15 protein-coding genes are annotated in these 17,033 nt (G+C 52.6%); 11 read left to right on the top strand and 4 right to left on the bottom strand.

The features are described 5' to 3' along the window. Positions 1–243 precede the first annotated feature (243 nt). Positions 244–1,893, top strand: a complete 1,650-nt coding sequence (locus tag SD425_RS06370) for a CTP synthase (protein WP_324676587.1) — start codon at positions 244–246, stop codon at positions 1,891–1,893. Between the two features lie 200 nt (positions 1,894–2,093). Further along, positions 2,094–3,932, top strand: coding sequence for a membrane protein insertase YidC (gene yidC, locus SD425_RS06365; protein ID WP_324676585.1), 1,839 nt, complete (start codon positions 2,094–2,096; stop codon positions 3,930–3,932). Between the two features lie 84 nt (positions 3,933–4,016). Here the strand turns inward: yidC and SD425_RS06360 are convergent, their stop codons facing one another. After that, the gene (locus tag SD425_RS06360) at positions 4,017–5,684 is read right to left on the bottom strand and encodes an ABC transporter substrate-binding protein (protein ID WP_324676583.1); all 1,668 of its coding nucleotides are present in this window, start codon (positions 5,682–5,684) and stop codon (positions 4,017–4,019) included. 149 nt (positions 5,685–5,833) lie between these two features. Here SD425_RS06360 and SD425_RS06355 point away from each other — a divergent pair, with 149 nt between their 5' ends. The 6 genes from SD425_RS06355 to lepB all read left to right on the top strand — a co-directional run bounded on the left by SD425_RS06355 (position 5,834) and on the right by lepB (position 11,757). Next, entirely contained in the window at positions 5,834–6,514 is a 681-nt protein-coding gene (locus tag SD425_RS06355; RefSeq protein WP_324676581.1) for a metal-dependent hydrolase, read from the top strand. A 99-nt stretch (positions 6,515–6,613) separates the two neighbouring features. After that, positions 6,614–7,420, top strand: coding sequence for a ParA family protein (locus SD425_RS06350; protein ID WP_086597370.1), 807 nt, complete (start codon positions 6,614–6,616; stop codon positions 7,418–7,420). A gap of 593 nt (positions 7,421–8,013) precedes the next feature. Further along, on the top strand, positions 8,014–8,973 hold the full coding sequence (locus SD425_RS06345; protein ID WP_324676577.1) for a ParB/RepB/Spo0J family partition protein: 960 nt from the start codon (positions 8,014–8,016) through the stop codon (positions 8,971–8,973). A 7-nt stretch (positions 8,974–8,980) separates the two neighbouring features. Further along, positions 8,981–9,706, top strand: a complete 726-nt coding sequence (locus SD425_RS06340) for a DUF5683 domain-containing protein (protein ID WP_324676575.1) — start codon at positions 8,981–8,983, stop codon at positions 9,704–9,706. Beyond that, positions 9,703–10,422 (top strand): 4-hydroxy-tetrahydrodipicolinate reductase, encoded by a 720-nt coding sequence (dapB, locus tag SD425_RS06335; RefSeq protein WP_324676573.1) that lies wholly within the window; start codon positions 9,703–9,705, stop codon positions 10,420–10,422. Before SD425_RS06340 ends, dapB begins: the two co-directional genes overlap by 4 nt. Positions 10,423–10,584: 162 nt before the next feature. After that, positions 10,585–11,757, top strand: coding sequence for a signal peptidase I (gene lepB, locus SD425_RS06330; protein WP_324676570.1), 1,173 nt, complete (start codon positions 10,585–10,587; stop codon positions 11,755–11,757). Between the two features lie 70 nt (positions 11,758–11,827). Here lepB and SD425_RS06325 read toward each other — a convergent pair whose 3' ends face one another. Beyond that, entirely contained in the window at positions 11,828–12,493 is a 666-nt protein-coding gene (locus SD425_RS06325; RefSeq protein ID WP_324676568.1) for a uracil-DNA glycosylase, read from the bottom strand. A gap of 109 nt (positions 12,494–12,602) precedes the next feature. Here SD425_RS06325 and apaG point away from each other — a divergent pair, with 109 nt between their 5' ends. Both apaG and SD425_RS06315 read left to right on the top strand, forming a co-directional pair. Further along, on the top strand, positions 12,603–12,989 hold the full coding sequence (gene apaG / locus SD425_RS06320; protein WP_324676566.1) for a Co2+/Mg2+ efflux protein ApaG: 387 nt from the start codon (positions 12,603–12,605) through the stop codon (positions 12,987–12,989). Positions 12,990–13,075: 86 nt separating this feature from the next. Continuing rightward, entirely contained in the window at positions 13,076–13,906 is an 831-nt protein-coding gene (locus SD425_RS06315; RefSeq protein WP_324676564.1) for a class I SAM-dependent methyltransferase, read from the top strand. A gap of 446 nt (positions 13,907–14,352) precedes the next feature. Here the strand turns inward: SD425_RS06315 and kdsA are convergent, their stop codons facing one another. Next, the gene (gene kdsA, locus SD425_RS06310) at positions 14,353–15,216 is read right to left on the bottom strand and encodes a 3-deoxy-8-phosphooctulonate synthase (RefSeq protein ID WP_324676562.1); all 864 of its coding nucleotides are present in this window, start codon (positions 15,214–15,216) and stop codon (positions 14,353–14,355) included. A gap of 112 nt (positions 15,217–15,328) precedes the next feature. Beyond that, positions 15,329–15,934 carry a methyltransferase domain-containing protein gene (locus SD425_RS06305; protein ID WP_324676560.1) on the bottom strand — a complete coding sequence of 202 codons (606 nt, stop codon included), beginning with the start codon at positions 15,932–15,934 and terminating at the stop codon, positions 15,329–15,331. Positions 15,935–16,054: 120 nt separating this feature from the next. Between SD425_RS06305 and SD425_RS06300 the strand changes: the two genes are divergently transcribed. Beyond that, on the top strand, positions 16,055–17,002 hold the full coding sequence (locus tag SD425_RS06300; RefSeq protein ID WP_324676559.1) for a hypothetical protein: 948 nt from the start codon (positions 16,055–16,057) through the stop codon (positions 17,000–17,002). Positions 17,003–17,033: the final 31 nt, after the last annotated feature.

Raw genomic sequence — 17,033 nt, 5'->3', positions numbered from 1 at the left:
TACGGTAAAGACTTTGTGCTTTATCGTTAAAACGCGCTGAAAGATATTGTTACCGCCCCCGTGGCTACAAAGCTTTTACTGCGGAAGTCTACTCGTAGAACACTGCTCCATTGCGGAGACCTAAACCAGGGTAACTCGGCTGGCGAAACTGCTGACCGATAGCTAGGTTGCAGTAATCTACCTAAAAGCTTGATGAGTAAAGCGGGAAAGGCCCGACTTCTTTTCGTACCTTTGTTTCCCGTTATGCCAGACCGAACTCCAACTTCCGCGGCTGCAACGGCCAAGTACATTTTTGTCACCGGCGGGGTGACCTCCTCTCTCGGAAAAGGAATTATTTCCGCTTCCCTTGCTAAGTTGCTGCAAGCCCGCGGCTTCCGGGTCACTATTCAGAAGTTTGACCCCTATATCAACATCGATCCTGGCACGCTGAACCCCTATGAACATGGGGAATGCTTCGTAACCGACGATGGCGCCGAAACCGACCTCGACCTAGGTCACTACGAGCGTTTTCTGAACACCGCCACTTCGCAGGCCAACAACGTTACCACCGGCCGCATCTACAACCACGTGATCCGTAAGGAGCGCGAGGGTGCCTACCTCGGCAAGACGGTGCAAGTGGTACCCCACATCACCGACGAAATTAAGCGGCGCATGCTGCTGCTCGGCCAAGGCGGCGAGTTCGACGTGGTGATTACCGAAATCGGTGGCTGTATTGGTGACATTGAAAGCTTGCCTTTCGTGGAGGCGGTGCGCCAGCTGCGCTGGGAACTTCCACCGAACGATTCACTCGTTATTCACCTTACCCTGCTGCCTTACCTAGCTGCAGCTGGCGAGCTGAAAACCAAGCCCACCCAGCACTCGGTGCGCGACTTGCGCGAGGCTGGCCTGCAACCCGACATTCTGGTGTGCCGCTCCGAGCACCCTATTCCGATGGAGATGCGCAAGAAAATTGCGCTGTTCTGCAACGTAAAAATCAACTCCGTTATCGAGTCGCTCGACGCCGACAGCATCTACTCGGTGCCGCTGCTCATGTTGAAAGAACAGCTCGACGACCGGGTTATCAAGAAGCTCAAGCTCACCGGCGGCAGCCCCTCCCCCGACCTAGAAGCGTGGAAAGATTTCCTAGGTCGCCTGAAGAACCCAACGGAGGAAGTGACGATTGCCTTGGTCGGGAAGTACGTGGAGCTGCCGGATGCCTACAAATCCATTAACGAGTCGTTCATTCATGCTGGCGCCCAGAATGAATGCAAGGTGACGGTGCGCAGCATCCAGTCGGAGCACATCAATGTAGATAACGTGGCGCAGCTGCTACACGGCGTCGATGGCGTACTGGTAGCACCGGGTTTTGGCGAACGAGGCTTCGAGGGCAAGGTAGCCGCTATCAAGTATGTGCGCGAAAAGGGTATTCCGTTCTTTGGTATCTGCCTAGGTATGCAATGCGCAGTGGTGGAATTTGCCCGCAACGTGCTCAAGCTCGAAGGCGCCAGCTCCACCGAAATGGACGCCCAAACGCCGCACCCCGTCATCAACATGATGGAAGAGCAGAAAGCCATTACGCAGAAAGGCGGCACCATGCGTCTGGGCTCGTACAATTGCGAGCTACGCAAAGGCTCGAAGGCGGCCAAAGCTTACGGACGCAACCACGTTAGCGAACGGCACCGCCACCGTTATGAACTCAACAACGACTACTTAGGTCAGTTTGAGGAAGCCGGTCTAATAGCCTCGGGCCTCAACCCTGACACGGGCCTAGTGGAAGTTATTGAGCTCCGCGACCATCCGTGGTTCGTGGCCGGGCAGTTTCACCCCGAGCTGAAGAGCACCGTGCAGAATCCGCACCCGCTTTTTGTACGCTTCGTTCGGGCGGCCATCCAGCATCACAAAAACGAGATTTAGGTTTAAGGAGCGAGGAGCTAGGTTAGCTCCTCGTTCCTTCTCCTGTCACTTCGTCTGAATTCGTTGAAACTGAGTAGAAAAAGACTGCCACACGCTACCTTTGTCGTTGGCTCGCCCACTTTTTGAGGAGCTTCTTTTCTTATACTCACTTTCTGAGGCTGTTAAGCCTTTCTCATTTTCTTCCCTGTCAGTTCCCGTCAATGGACAAGAACCAAGCAACCGGCCTGTTTCTAATTTCGGCCCTGCTGCTCGCCTATTTGTTTTTCTTCGCGCCAAAAGCGCCGAAAGACAAACCGGCCGCCAAACCCACCACTACTGCTGCTGCGAAAAGCGCTACTTCGGCTCCTGTTGCCCCACTCGACTCTGCCACGGCAGCGCGTACCCTCGGCACGTTTGCCGTGGCTGCGCAGGGCACAGCCCAGCAGGTGCAGTTGCAAAACGAGAACCTTACCGTCACCTTCTCCACCAAAGGAGGCCGTGTTGAAGCAGTACGCCTCAATAAGTACAAAACGTTCTTTGGTCAGCCCTTCGACCTGATCGACAGCCAGAGCGCCCAGCTTGACACGCGCTTCCGTACGACCGATGGGCGCACCGTAAAGCTTTCCGACCTGTACTTTCAGCCTACGGGTGGCGCTCAGCCGGTGACGGAAGGCGAACAGAAAGGCCAACGCCTCACCTTCGCTGCCGATGTAGCTGGTGGCCGCATCGAGCAGGTATATACGCTATTAGATAACTCCTTCCAGCTCGCCTACAATCTACATTTCACGGGCCTCAACAACGTGCTGGCGCAAGAGCCCCTGACCTTCACGTTCACCGACCGCGTGCGTCAGACGGAGCAAGACCGCAAGCAGAACCGTAACCACAGCACCATCAACCACTACCTAGCTAGCGGCGACCGGGGCGAACTTGTGGAAGCTTCGGAGAAGCCAGAAGAGGTGAAAATAGCTGAACCGCTGAAGTGGGCTGCGCACAAGCACGACTTCTTTGTAGCAGGCATTATCGCTGAAAATCAGTTCGGAAACGGTCAGTTCAACTCGGTTATCACCGACGAAGATCCTACGTTCATCAAAACGTTGACCAGCACGCTGACCATTCCAGCGGCTGATGTGGAGCAGGGCAAAGCAAACTTCCGCTTTTACTTCGGCCCAAACTCGTTCAACATCCTCAAAGATGTAGCGCCTGAGTTTGACCGCAACGTGTACCTAGGTTGGGGCTTCTTCCGCTGGATCAACCGCTTCATCGTTATTCCGGTGTTCCACTTCCTGGAGCAGTTTATCAGCTCCTACGGTATCATCATTGCTCTGCTGGTACTGCTGATTAAGCTGGTAACGTGGCCGCTCACGTACAAAACCTATGTATCGCAGGCTCGCATGAAAGTGCTGAAGCCCGAGCTAGATCAGATCAAAGAGAAGTTCGGCGACGACCAGGCCAAGGTACAGAGCGAGACCATGAAGCTCTACTCCTCGATGGGCGTGAGTCCGTTAAGCGGTTGCGTACCGACGCTGCTCACGCTGCCGATCTTATTCGCCATGTTCAGCTTCTTCCCGAACTCCATTGAGCTACGGCAAGAGCACTTCTTGTGGGCAAAAGACCTGAGTAGCTACGACGTCTTTATCAAGCTGCCCTTTAACCTGAAGTGGTACGGCGACCACGTGAGCATGTTCACACTCATGATGACGGCCTCTACCCTGCTCATGACTTGGCAGAGCAATCAGCTGAACACGGCTATGCAGGGCCCGATGAAGTTCTACAGCTACCTAATGCCCATCATCTTCCTGTTCGTGCTGAACAGCTACGCTGCTGGTCTGACGTGGTACTACTTCGTGTCGAACGTCATCACCTTTGGCCAGCAGTTCATCACCCGCCGTTTCGTGGATGATACCAAGCTGCGCGCCCAACTGGAAGCCAACAAGATCAAGAACAAAGACAAGAAACCTAGCGGCTTCCAAGCCCGCCTCGCCGAAGCCATGAAGGCAGCACAAGAGCGAGAGGCCGAAGCCAAAAAGCCCGGTCAATCAAGACCCAAAGGCAATAAGTAAGACCTAGGTCTTACAATAAAGAAAGCCCTTCTGCTTGGAGCAGAAGGGCTTTCTTGTTCTTAAGCTTATAATAGAGCAGAGCTGTTACTCCTTCCGCACCTGCTCCAGCACCAGCTGGTTCATAGGATTAGGCGTGAGGCCCTGCACGTTGTTCTGAGTCAGGCGCACCACTTGGTCATAATAGAGCGGAATGACAGGCGACTCTTCTACAACGATGCGATCCATCTGCTGGTAGAGGGCGTAGCGCTTCTGCGGGTCTTGCTCCAGCTTGGCTTGCTCATAAAGCTTGTCGTAGGCGGCGCTTTTGAAGTGCGTTTTGTTTGGGCCAGCGGGCGAGAAATTAGGGCTGTAGAATAACGCTAGGTAGTTTTCCGCGTCGGGGTAGTCGCCCAGCCAGGACTTAGTGAAGAACGCAGCCCGACCATTATCAACAATTTCTTGGTGCGCGGCAGCTTGGTTGACATCAATGGTCACTTGCACGCCCACCTCGGCCCATTTCTTCTGCAAGTACTCGCAGATTTCCTTGCGCTCCTGCACAGTGGACAGCCGCAGGCGCAGCGGTTTGCCGGGCCCGTAGCCAGCAGCTTGCAACAGCTGACGCGCTTTGTCGGGTTGGTAGGTGTAGCCCGGTACCAACTTAGCGCTATAGGAGGGCAAAGAAGAAGGCACGAACCCCGAAAGGCCCGGCACGCCCACGTTATTCAGGAAGTACGCTATCATCTCGGGCTTATTGAGGGCGTAGCTCAGAGCTTGCCGCACTCGTTTGTCGCGCAGGGCCGCGCCGGTGTCGTTGCCACGTAAGTTGGCCGGATCGAGTTGAAAACCTAGGTATTCGGTGTTCAGATACGGTACTTTCTCATACCGAAACTTTCCCTTGAAGTCCTCCCGCACCGTCCCATCGGGGTACAGAATCAAGTCGCGGGAACCCTCTCGGATACCTGAGAGAAAGTCGAGCTTACCCTGCTGAAAGGTCAAGAACTCCGTCTTGCGGTCCTGAATAAAGCTAATCTGCACCGCTTCTAAGTAAGGCAACGGATTCCCTTGGGCATCATGGCGCCAGTAGCGAGGGTTCCGATGGTAGATGATGGCATTGCCTTCGTCCCAAAGCTTGAATTGAAACGGCCCTGTACCCACCGGGTGCTCCCGAAAGTCCTTCCCGTAGCGCTGCACCGCTTCACGCGGTACCACGTAGGCGTACGGCATGGTCAGGATACCCAGGAACGGAATAAATGGCTCTTTGAGGTAAATGCGTAGAGTTGAGTCATTGACGGCCACAAATGCCGTGTCGCTGATTTCTCCTTTAGCATTTTCCAGCACCTTACCGCGAAAGATCCAGCCGCCCGGGCTAGCCGTTGCCGGGTCCAGAATACGCTTGAAGCTGTAGACGAAGTCTTGAGCCGTCACGCGTCGGCCCTTCCCACCCGGAAATACTTCTGAGGCGTGGAAGAATACGTCTGGGCGAAGCACAAACGTGTAACGCAAGCCGTCCGGCGAAATCTCATACCACCGCGCTATAGCTGGCCCCGGCTTCATCTGATCGTCGAGCTCGACGAGGCCATTGTAGAGCTGCGTAACGGCCCAGATATTCGCTTGTTTATTGGCAAAAGCGGGGTCTAATGAGGTAAGCGCCTCGGGCTGATTGTAGCGAAAAACACGACGGTCGTTAGTTGGCTCACCGGGACTGCCACAGCTAGCTAATGCTATGAGCAAAGCGGAGGAAAAGCCAGCAAAACGACCCAGAAACAACAACATGGGAAAGACGAAACAGTGTATATTTGTGCTAAACTAAGCTGTTAGCAGTTAGCTTTCCGCAATAGACTTTCCTTTCCTGCCGACTTTTTAGCGTCTTTTTTTAGCTTTTCGTAAGCTACCGTTGACAAGCCAGCAGCTACTAGCGCCCTATGAACGTAACCTACTACGGCCACTCGTCCTTCCTCTTCGAGATTGAAGGCAGCAAAGTTCTCTTCGATCCATTCATCAGCCCCAACCCGCTCGCCTCCGCTATCGACGTAGCGAAAATCGAAGCGGACTACTTACTGCTCAGCCACGGGCACGGTGACCATGTTGCCGACGCAGAAGCCATCGGTCAACGTACCGGTGCCGAAGTAGTTGCCATTGCCGAAATTGCCGGTTGGTTTGGCAACAAAGGTCTTAAAGCTGCTTACCCCATGAACATCGGGGGCAAAGTAAAACTCCCTTTTGGCACTGTGAAGATGGTAGCAGCCGCGCACTCTAGCTCGCTGCCCGATGGTTCGTACGGTGGCATCGCCGCAGGCTTCGTAGTGGAGGCGGAAGGCAAAACCTTCTACTTCGCCGGCGACACGGCGCTCACCTACGACATGAAGCTGATCGGGGAGCAATACAAGCTCGACTTCGCCTTGCTGCCCATTGGCGACAACTACACGATGGGCATCGACGACGCACTCATCGCGGCAGATTGGGTAGGCGCCTCCAAGATCATCGGCATGCACTACGACACCTTCCCGGCTATTGCGATTGACCAAGAAGCGACCAAGGAGAAAGCGCAGCTGGCCGGTAAAGAGCTAGTGCTACTCACCATTGGGGAAACAATTTCTTTATAGAAAAAGCGACTAGCTGATAGCCATTGGCTGTTCGCTTTTTCTAATTTCAACGCGAAAAGCTAGGAGCGAACAGCCTGTAGCTAGCAGCTCATCAATCATATGGGAAAAATTATTGCGGTAGCCAATCAAAAAGGAGGAGTGGGTAAAACCACCTCGGCCATCAACCTGGCTGCTAGCCTGGCGGCCTTGGAGTACCGTACGCTTTTGGTAGACGCCGACCCGCAGGCCAATGCTACCTCCGGCGTAGGCTTCGATCCAAAGGACATTGAGAATAGCGTGTACGAGTGCATGGTGGATGGCATCAACGCCCAGGATATCATCTTGAACACGAACATCCTCCCCCACCTCGACCTCATGCCTTCTCACATCGACTTGGTTGGTGCTGAGGTTGAGATGATCAACCTACCCAACCGGGAGGAGAAGATGAAGGAAGCCCTGCGCCCCCTGGCCGATCAGTACGATTTTATCATTATCGACTGCTCACCAAGCCTAGGTCTGATAACGGTGAATGCCTTAACGGCGGCGCATTCCGTTATCATTCCAGTGCAGTGCGAGTACTTTGCACTAGAGGGACTAGGGAAGCTGCTCAATACCATCAAGATCATTCAGAGCCGCCTTAATACGGAACTGGAGATTGAGGGCATTCTGCTGACGATGTACGATGTGCGTTTGCGCCTCTCCAACCAAGTAGTAGAAGAGGTGAAGCTCCACTTTCAACAGCTGGTCTTCGAAACGATCATCCCGCGCAACGTGAAGCTGAGCGAGTCACCTAGCTTCGGTATTCCTGTCATTCTGCACGACGCGGAAAGCAAGGGCTCTATCAGCTACCTGAACCTAGCTCGCGAGATTGTAGAGAAGAACGTGGTTGCCGGTGAGCATGAAGAAGCAGGCGACGAAGCGGCATAAGTTATTACTTCCTTAGACAAGATGCAGAGGCCAGCAAGAATTGCTGGCCTCTGTCATTTAATGAGTTATCTATCTGTGGAATCTTACACTAAGCTAACCGGGTTGCCACCTGATTTTAGAGTGAGTTATAGCCTCTATAGTGAGGCGGAAGGCGGTCGAAAAACACCGGCTCTCCAGCATATCCGTTGGGATTTCAGGTACGACGACAAGCTAATATCAACCGGCACATTCATGATTTGGCCAGAAGTTCTCCTACCGAACGGAGAAACGTTACTTGATGGGTTCGTACCGCCTCACGGCTTAGCCGATATGTTTATTCTTTTTCCTGCTAACAGAGCTTTTCATCGACAGTACATCAAGCTAGGTACCCGCGGCTATTTTGTGGAAGGCGGACGGCGAGTTGCTGTCTGTGAAGTAGTTGAGCTTATAGGATTGGCCACAAACCCGATAGTGTAAGTCCTATCGGATAAGAGCACACAGGATGTTCCACGATTTTTTACGAGCGTGGAACAAAATTTCCGTTGCTTCCCCGGCGTTTGTGTATTTTTGAATCCTGCTTTTGCTCGGTGTTGGGTAAAAGCCTGATTGCAGGTATGTCAGAGAAGAACGAAGATAAAAACGCTCCCGCAGCAGCTCCTGGCGGAGTCAAACGCAAGGTTGGCGGCCTAGGTCGGGGACTGAACGCCCTGATTGAAGGCAGCTATGAGAAAAAAAGCGAACGGGTAGGCCTCGTACCGCATCCCGTCAATTCGGTTGGGATGATTCCCGTGGAGCATATCCAGGCGAATCCTTATCAGCCGCGCACGCACTTCGACCAAGAATCCCTGCGCGAACTGGCTGACTCGATCAAGCTCCAAGGTATTATCCAGCCGGTGACGGTGCGGCAGACGGGCACAAACGCCTACCAGCTCATCAGTGGTGAGCGACGCTTGCAAGCGTCTAAGCTCGCCGGTCTCGATACTATTCCCGCCTATATCCGCAAGGCCGACGACCAGCAAATGCTGGAAATGGCATTGATCGAGAATATTCAGCGCGAAAACCTCAATGCTATCGAAATTGCCTTGAGCTACCAGCGGCTGGTAAGCGAGTGCAACCTGAAGCAGGAAGAGCTAGGTGACCGGGTTGGCAAGAACCGTTCGACCGTGACGAACTACCTGCGACTGCTCAAGCTGCCACCCGACATTCAGATTGGCTTGCGCGATACAGTCATCAGCATGGGTCACGCCCGGGCACTGATCACCGTCGACGACATGGAGCAGCAGCTTTCGCTGTTTCACCGGATCGTAGCCGAAGACCTTTCCGTGCGCCGGGTAGAACAGCTCGTGCGCAGCGGCCTAGCCCCCAAAGCAGCTACTGCCGAAAAAACCGATTCCGAGCTAGCTGCACCCCAAGTGCCCGTTGCCGAGCTACGACGCACCGAGCGCCACCTCTCCGACCGCTTCGGTAGTCGTGTGCAGGTAAAGCCGGGCCCACAAGGCCGTGGCGAAATCAAGATTGCCTTCGACTCAGTCGAAGACATGCAACGCATTCTGCACATTCTACAGCCTGCCTAGCTTACGTATGAAAGCTGTGCTTCGTGGTATTGGTATTTCATTGGGGTTGTGCTTAGCCTTATTGGCTCGCCCTTGTTCTGCCCAAACTACCAACTTCCCTGGGGGCACCCTAGGAAACTCTCTTGGGAATAACTTAGGCAACAACAACCTGAGTGGTGTCCCGGACACGGCTCAGGGCCGCCCCATCGCGAAGCGCAAGAAAGATACGGCCGCTGATTCGGCACGTCGTACAGAGCGGCTGCTATTCTTCCGGCTAACGAAACCGGCGAAGGCTGGCCTACTGTCGCTCATCCTGCCCGGTGGCGGTCAAATCTATAACCACAGCTACTGGAAGCTGCCACTCGTGTATGGCGGTGTTGGGGCGGTAACGGCAGCAGAGTTTTTCTATCAGGCCCGTTTCAAGGAGTATTCTAATAGCTATAAAATTTGGCTGGCAACGGGCACGAACGCAACTGACACGGGTCCTCGATCAAAGTTAGAAACTTCGCAGGCCAACGTGTTTACGGGTTTAGCCTTCTACCGAGGCTGGCGCGACCGATTTATTGCTTATACGCTTGTCGTGTATGGCATTACAGCTCTAGACGCTATTGTCGATGCTCACTTGAGCGACTTTGATGTCAGCGACGATCTTAGTCTGCAGTGGTATCCTACGCTTATTCCCATGCCCTCGGCGTTGCCGATGCCCGGCGTGGCTCTTACGCTTAATTTGAATTCTAAACGCTCAACTAAATGAAGCTGCTGCTGATTGGCTACGGCAAAATGGGCAAGGCAATTGAAGCCCAAGCCGTGGCTCGCGGCCACCAGATTGCCGGTATCGTAGACCCTACCCACCCAGGTGTAAGCATAACTGATTTCGATTCGACTACCGTTGACGCGGCTATTGAGTTTACGCACCCTGATTCGGCTTTTGGCAATGTCATGACGTGTTTGCGGCAAGGCATTCCCGTCGTCTGCGGGTCGACGGGGTGGCTACACCACTTTTCGGAGGCCACGGCCCTAGTACAACAAACGGGTGGCGCCTTATTTTACGCGTCCAACTACAGTGTCGGCGTGAACCTGTTCTTTCACTTCAACGAATACATTGCCGCCAAAATGCACCAATTTGGGGGCTACGATGTGCAAGTGAAGGAGATCCATCACACCCAGAAAGTAGACCAGCCTAGCGGCACGGCACTCACTGCGGCGGAAGGCATCATCAAGCACTTTCCGGCGAAAACAACATGGCGCAACGAACCCACGCAAGCGCCGCAAGAACTAGCGGTACTTTCGGAGCGTATAGGCCAAGTAGTTGGTACCCACATCGTCACCTACACCTCTGCCGTAGATTCTATCGAGCTTAAGCATGAAGCTTTCTCCCGAGATGGATTTGTGCAAGGCGCGCTGCTGGCGGCAGAGTGGCTACCAGGCCGGCAAGGAGTATTTGGGATGAAGGAACTGCTCGGGCTGTAACGTTAGCGCGACGTGCGTTTTTGTATCACTGGTTGGAACGAGTGTAGTTATCCATCAGGGCTAACTAGAGGTTACGCGACATTCGCGTAAATAAGTTGATATTTACCATCTACGGTCCGGTGCGCCCGGGCCTTATTTTATTTGCTTTCCACGCACAACGATATGGCTGTACAATCCTGGGAACAACGCACTGCTACGCCCCCTCCTCCCATCAAAAAGCCAAAGGGTTTCTTTCGGGAATGGGGCGATGCCATTCTCTTTGCCGTCGTGGCGGCTACTCTCATTCGTTGGGCCACCTTTGAAGCGTACACCATCCCGACGCCTTCTATGGAGCACTCGCTGTTGGTCGGCGATTACTTGTTTGTGAGCAAGCTGCACTATGGCCCGCGCACGCCCCAAACACCCTTACAGGTACCGCTCACGCACCAGACACTCTGGGGAACCGATATGAAGAGCTACTCCGATGCTATTCAGTTGCCTTCCTATCGTCTGCCTGGCTTCTCGGAAATCAAGAAAGGCGACGTAGTAGTCTTCAACGTTCCTTTTGAGAGCCAACACCCAGCCGACTTGCGCACCAACTATATCAAGCGTTGTGTAGCCGTGGCCGGTGATGTATTGGAAATAAAGGATACACAGGTGTTTGTGAATGGCAAGCCCATGAACAACCCACCCCAGAGCCAGAACCGTTACTTCTTACAAGTAAACGAGCCCATCCGAGATAAGATCTTCAAAGACCAAGGTGTCACGGACTTCAATAATACTGCTACGGGTGTTCCGCAACCGCAGTACACGCAGTTTGGCCCGGCCTACATGATCGATGCTACACCGACGACGGCCGCTTACTTCAAGCAACAGTCCTTTATCAAGGGGGTGGTGCAGGATAAGAGCCCGGCAGGTCAGGCAGAGCCCGATGTATTCCCGAACAACCCTGACTACCCACACAGCCAGCCTAGCTCCCCAGCCAAGTTCAACTGGAACCGTGATAACTACGGCCCACTGCAGCTTCCCAAAAAAGGACAAACGGTACAAATCACTCCGGAGAACTCGCCGATTTACGAGAAGATCATTCTGCGCTATGAGCACAATGAGGGTGTATCGGTAATCAACGGTGTAATCACGCAGAATGGTCAGCCGCTCAAGAGCTATACCTTCAAGCAGAACTACTACTTCATGATGGGCGATAACCGCCATGATTCGCTTGACTCACGCTATTGGGGTTTTGTACCCGAGGATCATATTGTGGGCAAAGCCGTACTTATCTGGCTTTCAGTAGATCCCTATGCCGACTTCTTCCACAAGATTCGCTGGAGCCGTTTGTTTAACCTGATCGACTAACTCCAACCAATCTAGGTCCACAAAAAAGGCGCTCTGTATAGAGCGCCTTTTTTGTGGACCTAGGATATTCTTACCACTGGATGGGAGCTTCGTTGTGCTGCTCTAAGTAAGCATTGGTTTTGCTAAACGGACGCGAGCCAAAAAATCCACGATCGGCGGCGTAGGGCGAGGGATGGGCTGCTTTGAGCACTAAGTGCTTACGGCCATCAATCATTTCACCCTTCTTTTGCGCGTAAGCTCCCCATAGGATGAACACGACGTGCTCTTTCTGGTCAGAGATTTTTTGAATAACAGCATCGGTGAACTGCTCCCAGCCTTTTTTCTGGTGGGAACCTGGCTCGCCCGCCCGGACGGTGAGGGTAGCATTAAGCAACAGAACACCCTGCTTGGCCCAACGATCCAGGTTGCCATCTGGGGCAGGTGGTGTGCCGGGTAGGTCTTCGTGTAGCTCTTTAAAGATATTTTGGAGCGAAGGCGGCGTGCGCACGCCATGGGCGACGGAGAAAGACAAACCATGTGCTTGCCCCTTGCCATGATAGGGGTCCTGACCCAGGATGACCACTTTCGTCTGGTCGAAGGGACAGGCCTCAAACGCATGAAAGATCTGAGGGCCAGGCGGATAAACAGTTGCTGTGGCGTACTCGCCGCGCACAAAGGCAGTCAAATGTTGAAAATAGGGCTTTTCAAACTCGTCCTGTAGTACACGCTGCCAGCTTTCTTCTATCTTTACAGACATAGGGAATTTAATTTTTTACGATGACAGCTGGCCTTTTTGGTGCTGAGCTGCGTAGATAAACCAAATTTCGGCCACGGCTGTTTGTCCCTCACAGAATTGAATGAGAGCCATGAATACCACGACCACACAAGGCGTCACGGTTAGCGTCACAACGAATTATCTGCCCGACTATTCCAGCCCTAGCCAGGAACATTACGTATTCGCCTACAAAATTGATATTCAGAATAACAGCGAATACACAGTAAAGCTACTCCGCCGTCATTGGTACATCTACGATGCCAATGGTGTTGTACGCGAAGTAGAAGGAGAAGGCGTGGTGGGTCAACAGCCTAGCTTAGAGCCCGGCGATTCTCACCAGTACGTATCGGGCTGCAACCTCAAGAGCGGCCTAGGTAAGATGCGTGGCACGTATCAGATGGAACGCCTCGTGGATGGCCGTACATTCATGGTGGAAATCCCTGAATTCACCCTGGTTGTTCCGTACCGTCTAAACTAAGTTTTAGGGTAACTAGCTAGGTACATGATGATGGATCGTTTTAACCAGTAGTTTTGAACGACCCAGCCATTTAGCTATTTAATTTCTTGCTCTACCAAGCACTTCAGTACGTACAGTTTTTGTTCCGCTCGGGGAATGCACATGGGCTGCATTCCCCGTTCGTTTTTGCGCTCTACAATGATGTCATCCAGCATGATGGCTTCTACGCGTCCTACGCGTCCATTGAGGCCAGACGCAGAGCGTTGCGTAAGCGCACCGATACGATATCGGTCCGGGACTTTGGCGCTGGTTCGCACACAGGTGCCGGGCAACAGCGCCGCGTGGGAGATATTGCCCGCACAGCCGCTAAGCCACGTCAGTTTGGACAGCTGTTATTTCGGCTGGTTAACCACTTCCAGCCACGTATCGTGCTAGAGCTAGGTACTTCCCTCGGCTTGACGACCGCTTACCTAGCAGCGGCCAATTCACGGGCGCAGGTTATTACGTTTGAAGGCTGCCCTCAAACCGCCGCCATTGCCCAACAAACTTTCCAGGAGATAGGCCTGAAGAATATCAAGCTTGTAGAGGGTAACCTCGATGCGACCCTAGCTCCTACCATCAAGAATCTGACAGGGCCTATTGACTTTGCCTTCTTCGATGGCAATCATCGCTACGAGCCCACTGTGCGCTACTTCGAGCAACTTCTCCTCTATCGCACTGACCATAGCGTCTTTGTGCTAGATGACATTCATTGGTCGGAAGACATGACGCGTGCTTGGGAAACCATCAAAGCGCACCCCACGGTTATGCTTACCATCGATTTATTCTTTGTGGGATTGGTGTTCTTTCGCAAGAATCAGCCAAAGCAGCACTTCCGTTTGCGGTTCGATAATGTGCTGGATAAAATCATGAATCGTACGCGCAGCTTGTCAGCCTAGGTACGAAGAACAGCGCGGAAACCCTTCAAATAAATTTTGCTATTATAAATAGCAAACAAATGCCGTAAATGCCAGTATATTTGGCAAGCGTACGGTTGTCACCCCGCCAACACGACTGTTTTAAGCTTTTAAAACAGTGAAGCCCGTGTTGTGAGCACGGGCTTCGGGATAAGTGGGTGTGTGAGCCACCCTCAAATCCACTGGTATATGGGTAAGGGTCGTACAGACTTGGATGGGCTTCGTTTCCGATTCTCCATCCAGGTTACCACTACCTTCTTGGTGAAGGTACTGGCCGCTTTGGGAGGAGTAGGAGGTTTATATCTCCTATTTGGTCCCTAGCAGAACGGTAGCAGGGGGCATTAGCTTCCTGCTACTTTCGTTTTCAACGAAACAAATATACGGTATGTTTTGGCAAAAAACGGACAACAAAATTGAATAATCGGCATTTACAGACCCGAAACTCCTAGGTCGGTTACGCCTCCTTCTTCTTGTAAGGCTTGTCGGATATTTGTCAGTTTTACCAGTAAGCGCTCTAGCTGATCTAGGGGCAACATATTAGCACCATCGGACTTAGCAGTGGCCGGCGTAGGGTGAGTTTCGATAAACAATCCATCGGCACCCACCGCAATAGCAGCTTTAGCAATTGTCTCAATCAGAGCGGGTTGCCCCCCAGTTACCCCGCTAGCTTGGTTGGGGCGCTGCAACGAATGAGTCACGTCCATTACCACAGGCACACCAAAGCTTTGCATCTCCGGCAGGTTGCGAAAATCGACCACCAAATCCGAATACCCGAAGGAGTTACCTCGGTCCGTCAGGATGACGTGCTCGTTGCCAGACTGCTTCACTTTATCGACAGCAAACTTCATTGCTTCCCCCGATAGAAATTGACCTTTTTTGATGTTGACTACTTTTCCCGTTTTAGCTGCGGCAATCAACAAATCGGTTTGTCGGCACAGGAAAGCTGGAATCTGGAGCACATCAACATACTCAGCCGCGAAGGCCGCTTCGCCGGTTTCGTGAATATCCGTAACGGTGGGCACTCCGATTTCTTTGCTGACCTTCTGCAAGATGCGCAAGGCTGTTTCGTCACCGATGCCGGTAAATGAGTCAAGGCGCGAGCGGTTCGCCTTGCGGTAAGAGCCTTTGAAGATGTAGGGAATTTGCAGCTTATCGGTGATGTGTTTCACCCGTTCGGCTATCCGCAGCGCCATATCTTCGCCCTCTATCACGCAAGGGCCAGCCATTAGGAAGAACTGACCAGAATTGGTATTGCGAAAATGCGGGAGGGCGTCGGCGAGAGAAGTAAACATGAAGGAAAGATTATAGCCCGAAGCAGGAGCTTCTGAGCTGCGTTGAACAATACGGATGCAAAAGCTAGGGCTAGGTGCTCACGCAACGATGCATTACAACAGAGACCTAGGCTTATTTCTTTTTCAAACAGATAAACAATTCGCGCCCTTGGCGTGGCTTGATGGAGTTGTACGCCTGCTCGAAGTGAATGAAATCAAAGTAAGGCGCAAAATAGCTTTCGTACTCAGCACGGCTCCCGCCAAATGGTGGTTCTTGCCTAGGTCCAAAATCTACGTCGAAGAGCAACCCCATCAATGTCCCACCTTCGCGCAGCAGCTGAGAACATTTTTCAGCATAAGCCACACGCTGTGAAGGAGGCAATGCACAAAAAAATGTCTGTTCTACAATTAAATCGTAGGGGTGCTCCGCCGACAAAGCAAAGAAGTTTTGCAGCAGCAAATGCTCTTTCGGAAAGCTAGGTATTCGGGCCTGAAATGCCTCAAGTGGCTCTGGTGCCACATCCACCACGAAAATTTGCGTGAAGCCTAAACTATGCAGATACTCAGCTTCATAGCTATTCCCAGCACCCGGAATTAGAATCCGGCGGAGGTCTGGAGCCCCTAGCTGCATAAAATATTCACGCAGTGGCGGCGTTATAGCACCCACGTCCCATTCGGTACGACCCGCAGCATAACGCCCGCTCCAGTAGGCAGGATCAAGGGTTAAATCCAAATTCATCCGGATTTAGTAACTATGTAATGAATTTGCGTAGGCGGCTAATCCGTTTATTTTTGCGAATAAAGGTAATGCGCCAGCCGGACACTCCGGGCTTTACTCATTTAAACACCCACCTTTTATATGGAACAAAACACCAGCCCCGAACCACAGAAAAACAACCGGGCCTTACTTTGGATAGCCTTGATTCTGGTTTTGTTGGGCATCAATGCTGTGCTGATTTACATGAATCAGCAGAAAGGCAAGCAGAATGAACAACTGACTGCCACGGTGCAGGAGAAAGACACGAAGCTAGAAGAACAAATCAAGCAGTTTGAAACGCTAAAAGCTGATTTTGAACGGCAAAGCCAAGAGGTACAATCGATGGGCCAGTCGAACGACTCGCTGGAAGCCAAGATTGCCTCTATCAATGCTGATTTGCTGAAGCTTCGCTCCTTCAAGAAAGGCAGCTTCTCTATTGCCGACCAGCAGCGCTTCAAGCAGCGGGCCGCCAACCTGGAAAGCCAACTGAAAGCAAAAGACGCCGAAATTGCTCAGCTGAAGCAAGACAATGAGGCCCTTTACACGGAGACAACTACCCTGAAGGAGCGCCAGAACAAGCTCACCGACACAATTTCCACGGTGGTACGCTCCAACCAGGAGTTGACGGAGAAAGTAACCATTGCGTCACGGCTGCAAGCGGAGAACATCAAGGTTGGAGTCATCAACAGCCGCAACAAAGAGAAGGATGACGAAGACAACGAGTTCAAGGCTAAGCGTGTGGAGAAGGTGAAAGTTACCTTCAACATCGCTCGCAACGACGTATCGCCCAAGGAAACCAAACAGATCATGATGCGCTTGATCGAACCCGACGGCTCAGCCCTCTACAACTTGAGCACGGGTGGCGGCACGTTCATGATCGATGGAGCCGAGGCCTTCTACACAGCGAAGCAGGATATCGTGTATGACAATACGCGTCAGCCCGTACAATTCGTGTATGCTAAGGGTGCTCCTTACAAAACCGGTCTGCACACAGTAGAGCTGTACTCAGGCGGCATCATGATTGGTAAGACAACATTCACGCTGAAGTAAGCTAATACGAGCACCTACCTTCATCGTAGAA

Origin of the sequence: Hymenobacter sp. GOD-10R, from assembly GCF_035609205.1 — a bacterium.
Classification (GTDB): Bacteria; Bacteroidota; Bacteroidia; order Cytophagales; family Hymenobacteraceae; genus Hymenobacter.
Note: the sequence above shows the minus strand (reverse complement) of the source record. Positions and strands in the feature narration are given on the sequence as shown.

Excerpts from the sequence above, each read along its gene's own strand:
- SD425_RS06370 (WP_324676587.1), top strand. The coding sequence starts at position 244 with ATGCCAGACCGAACTCCAACTTCCGCGGCTGCAACGGCCAAGTACATT.
- yidC (WP_324676585.1), top strand. The coding sequence starts at position 2,094 with ATGGACAAGAACCAAGCAACCGGCCTGTTTCTAATTTCGGCCCTGCTG.
- SD425_RS06360 (WP_324676583.1), bottom strand. The coding sequence starts at position 5,684 with ATGTTGTTGTTTCTGGGTCGTTTTGCTGGCTTTTCCTCCGCTTTGCTC.
- SD425_RS06355 (WP_324676581.1), top strand. The coding sequence starts at position 5,834 with ATGAACGTAACCTACTACGGCCACTCGTCCTTCCTCTTCGAGATTGAA.
- SD425_RS06350 (WP_086597370.1), top strand. The coding sequence starts at position 6,614 with ATGGGAAAAATTATTGCGGTAGCCAATCAAAAAGGAGGAGTGGGTAAA.
- SD425_RS06345 (WP_324676577.1), top strand. The coding sequence starts at position 8,014 with ATGTCAGAGAAGAACGAAGATAAAAACGCTCCCGCAGCAGCTCCTGGC.
- SD425_RS06340 (WP_324676575.1), top strand. The coding sequence starts at position 8,981 with ATGAAAGCTGTGCTTCGTGGTATTGGTATTTCATTGGGGTTGTGCTTA.
- dapB (WP_324676573.1), top strand. The coding sequence starts at position 9,703 with ATGAAGCTGCTGCTGATTGGCTACGGCAAAATGGGCAAGGCAATTGAA.
- lepB (WP_324676570.1), top strand. The coding sequence starts at position 10,585 with ATGGCTGTACAATCCTGGGAACAACGCACTGCTACGCCCCCTCCTCCC.
- SD425_RS06325 (WP_324676568.1), bottom strand. The coding sequence starts at position 12,493 with ATGTCTGTAAAGATAGAAGAAAGCTGGCAGCGTGTACTACAGGACGAG.
- apaG (WP_324676566.1), top strand. The coding sequence starts at position 12,603 with ATGAATACCACGACCACACAAGGCGTCACGGTTAGCGTCACAACGAAT.
- kdsA (WP_324676562.1), bottom strand. The coding sequence starts at position 15,216 with ATGTTTACTTCTCTCGCCGACGCCCTCCCGCATTTTCGCAATACCAAT.
- SD425_RS06305 (WP_324676560.1), bottom strand. The coding sequence starts at position 15,934 with ATGAATTTGGATTTAACCCTTGATCCTGCCTACTGGAGCGGGCGTTAT.
- SD425_RS06300 (WP_324676559.1), top strand. The coding sequence starts at position 16,055 with ATGGAACAAAACACCAGCCCCGAACCACAGAAAAACAACCGGGCCTTA.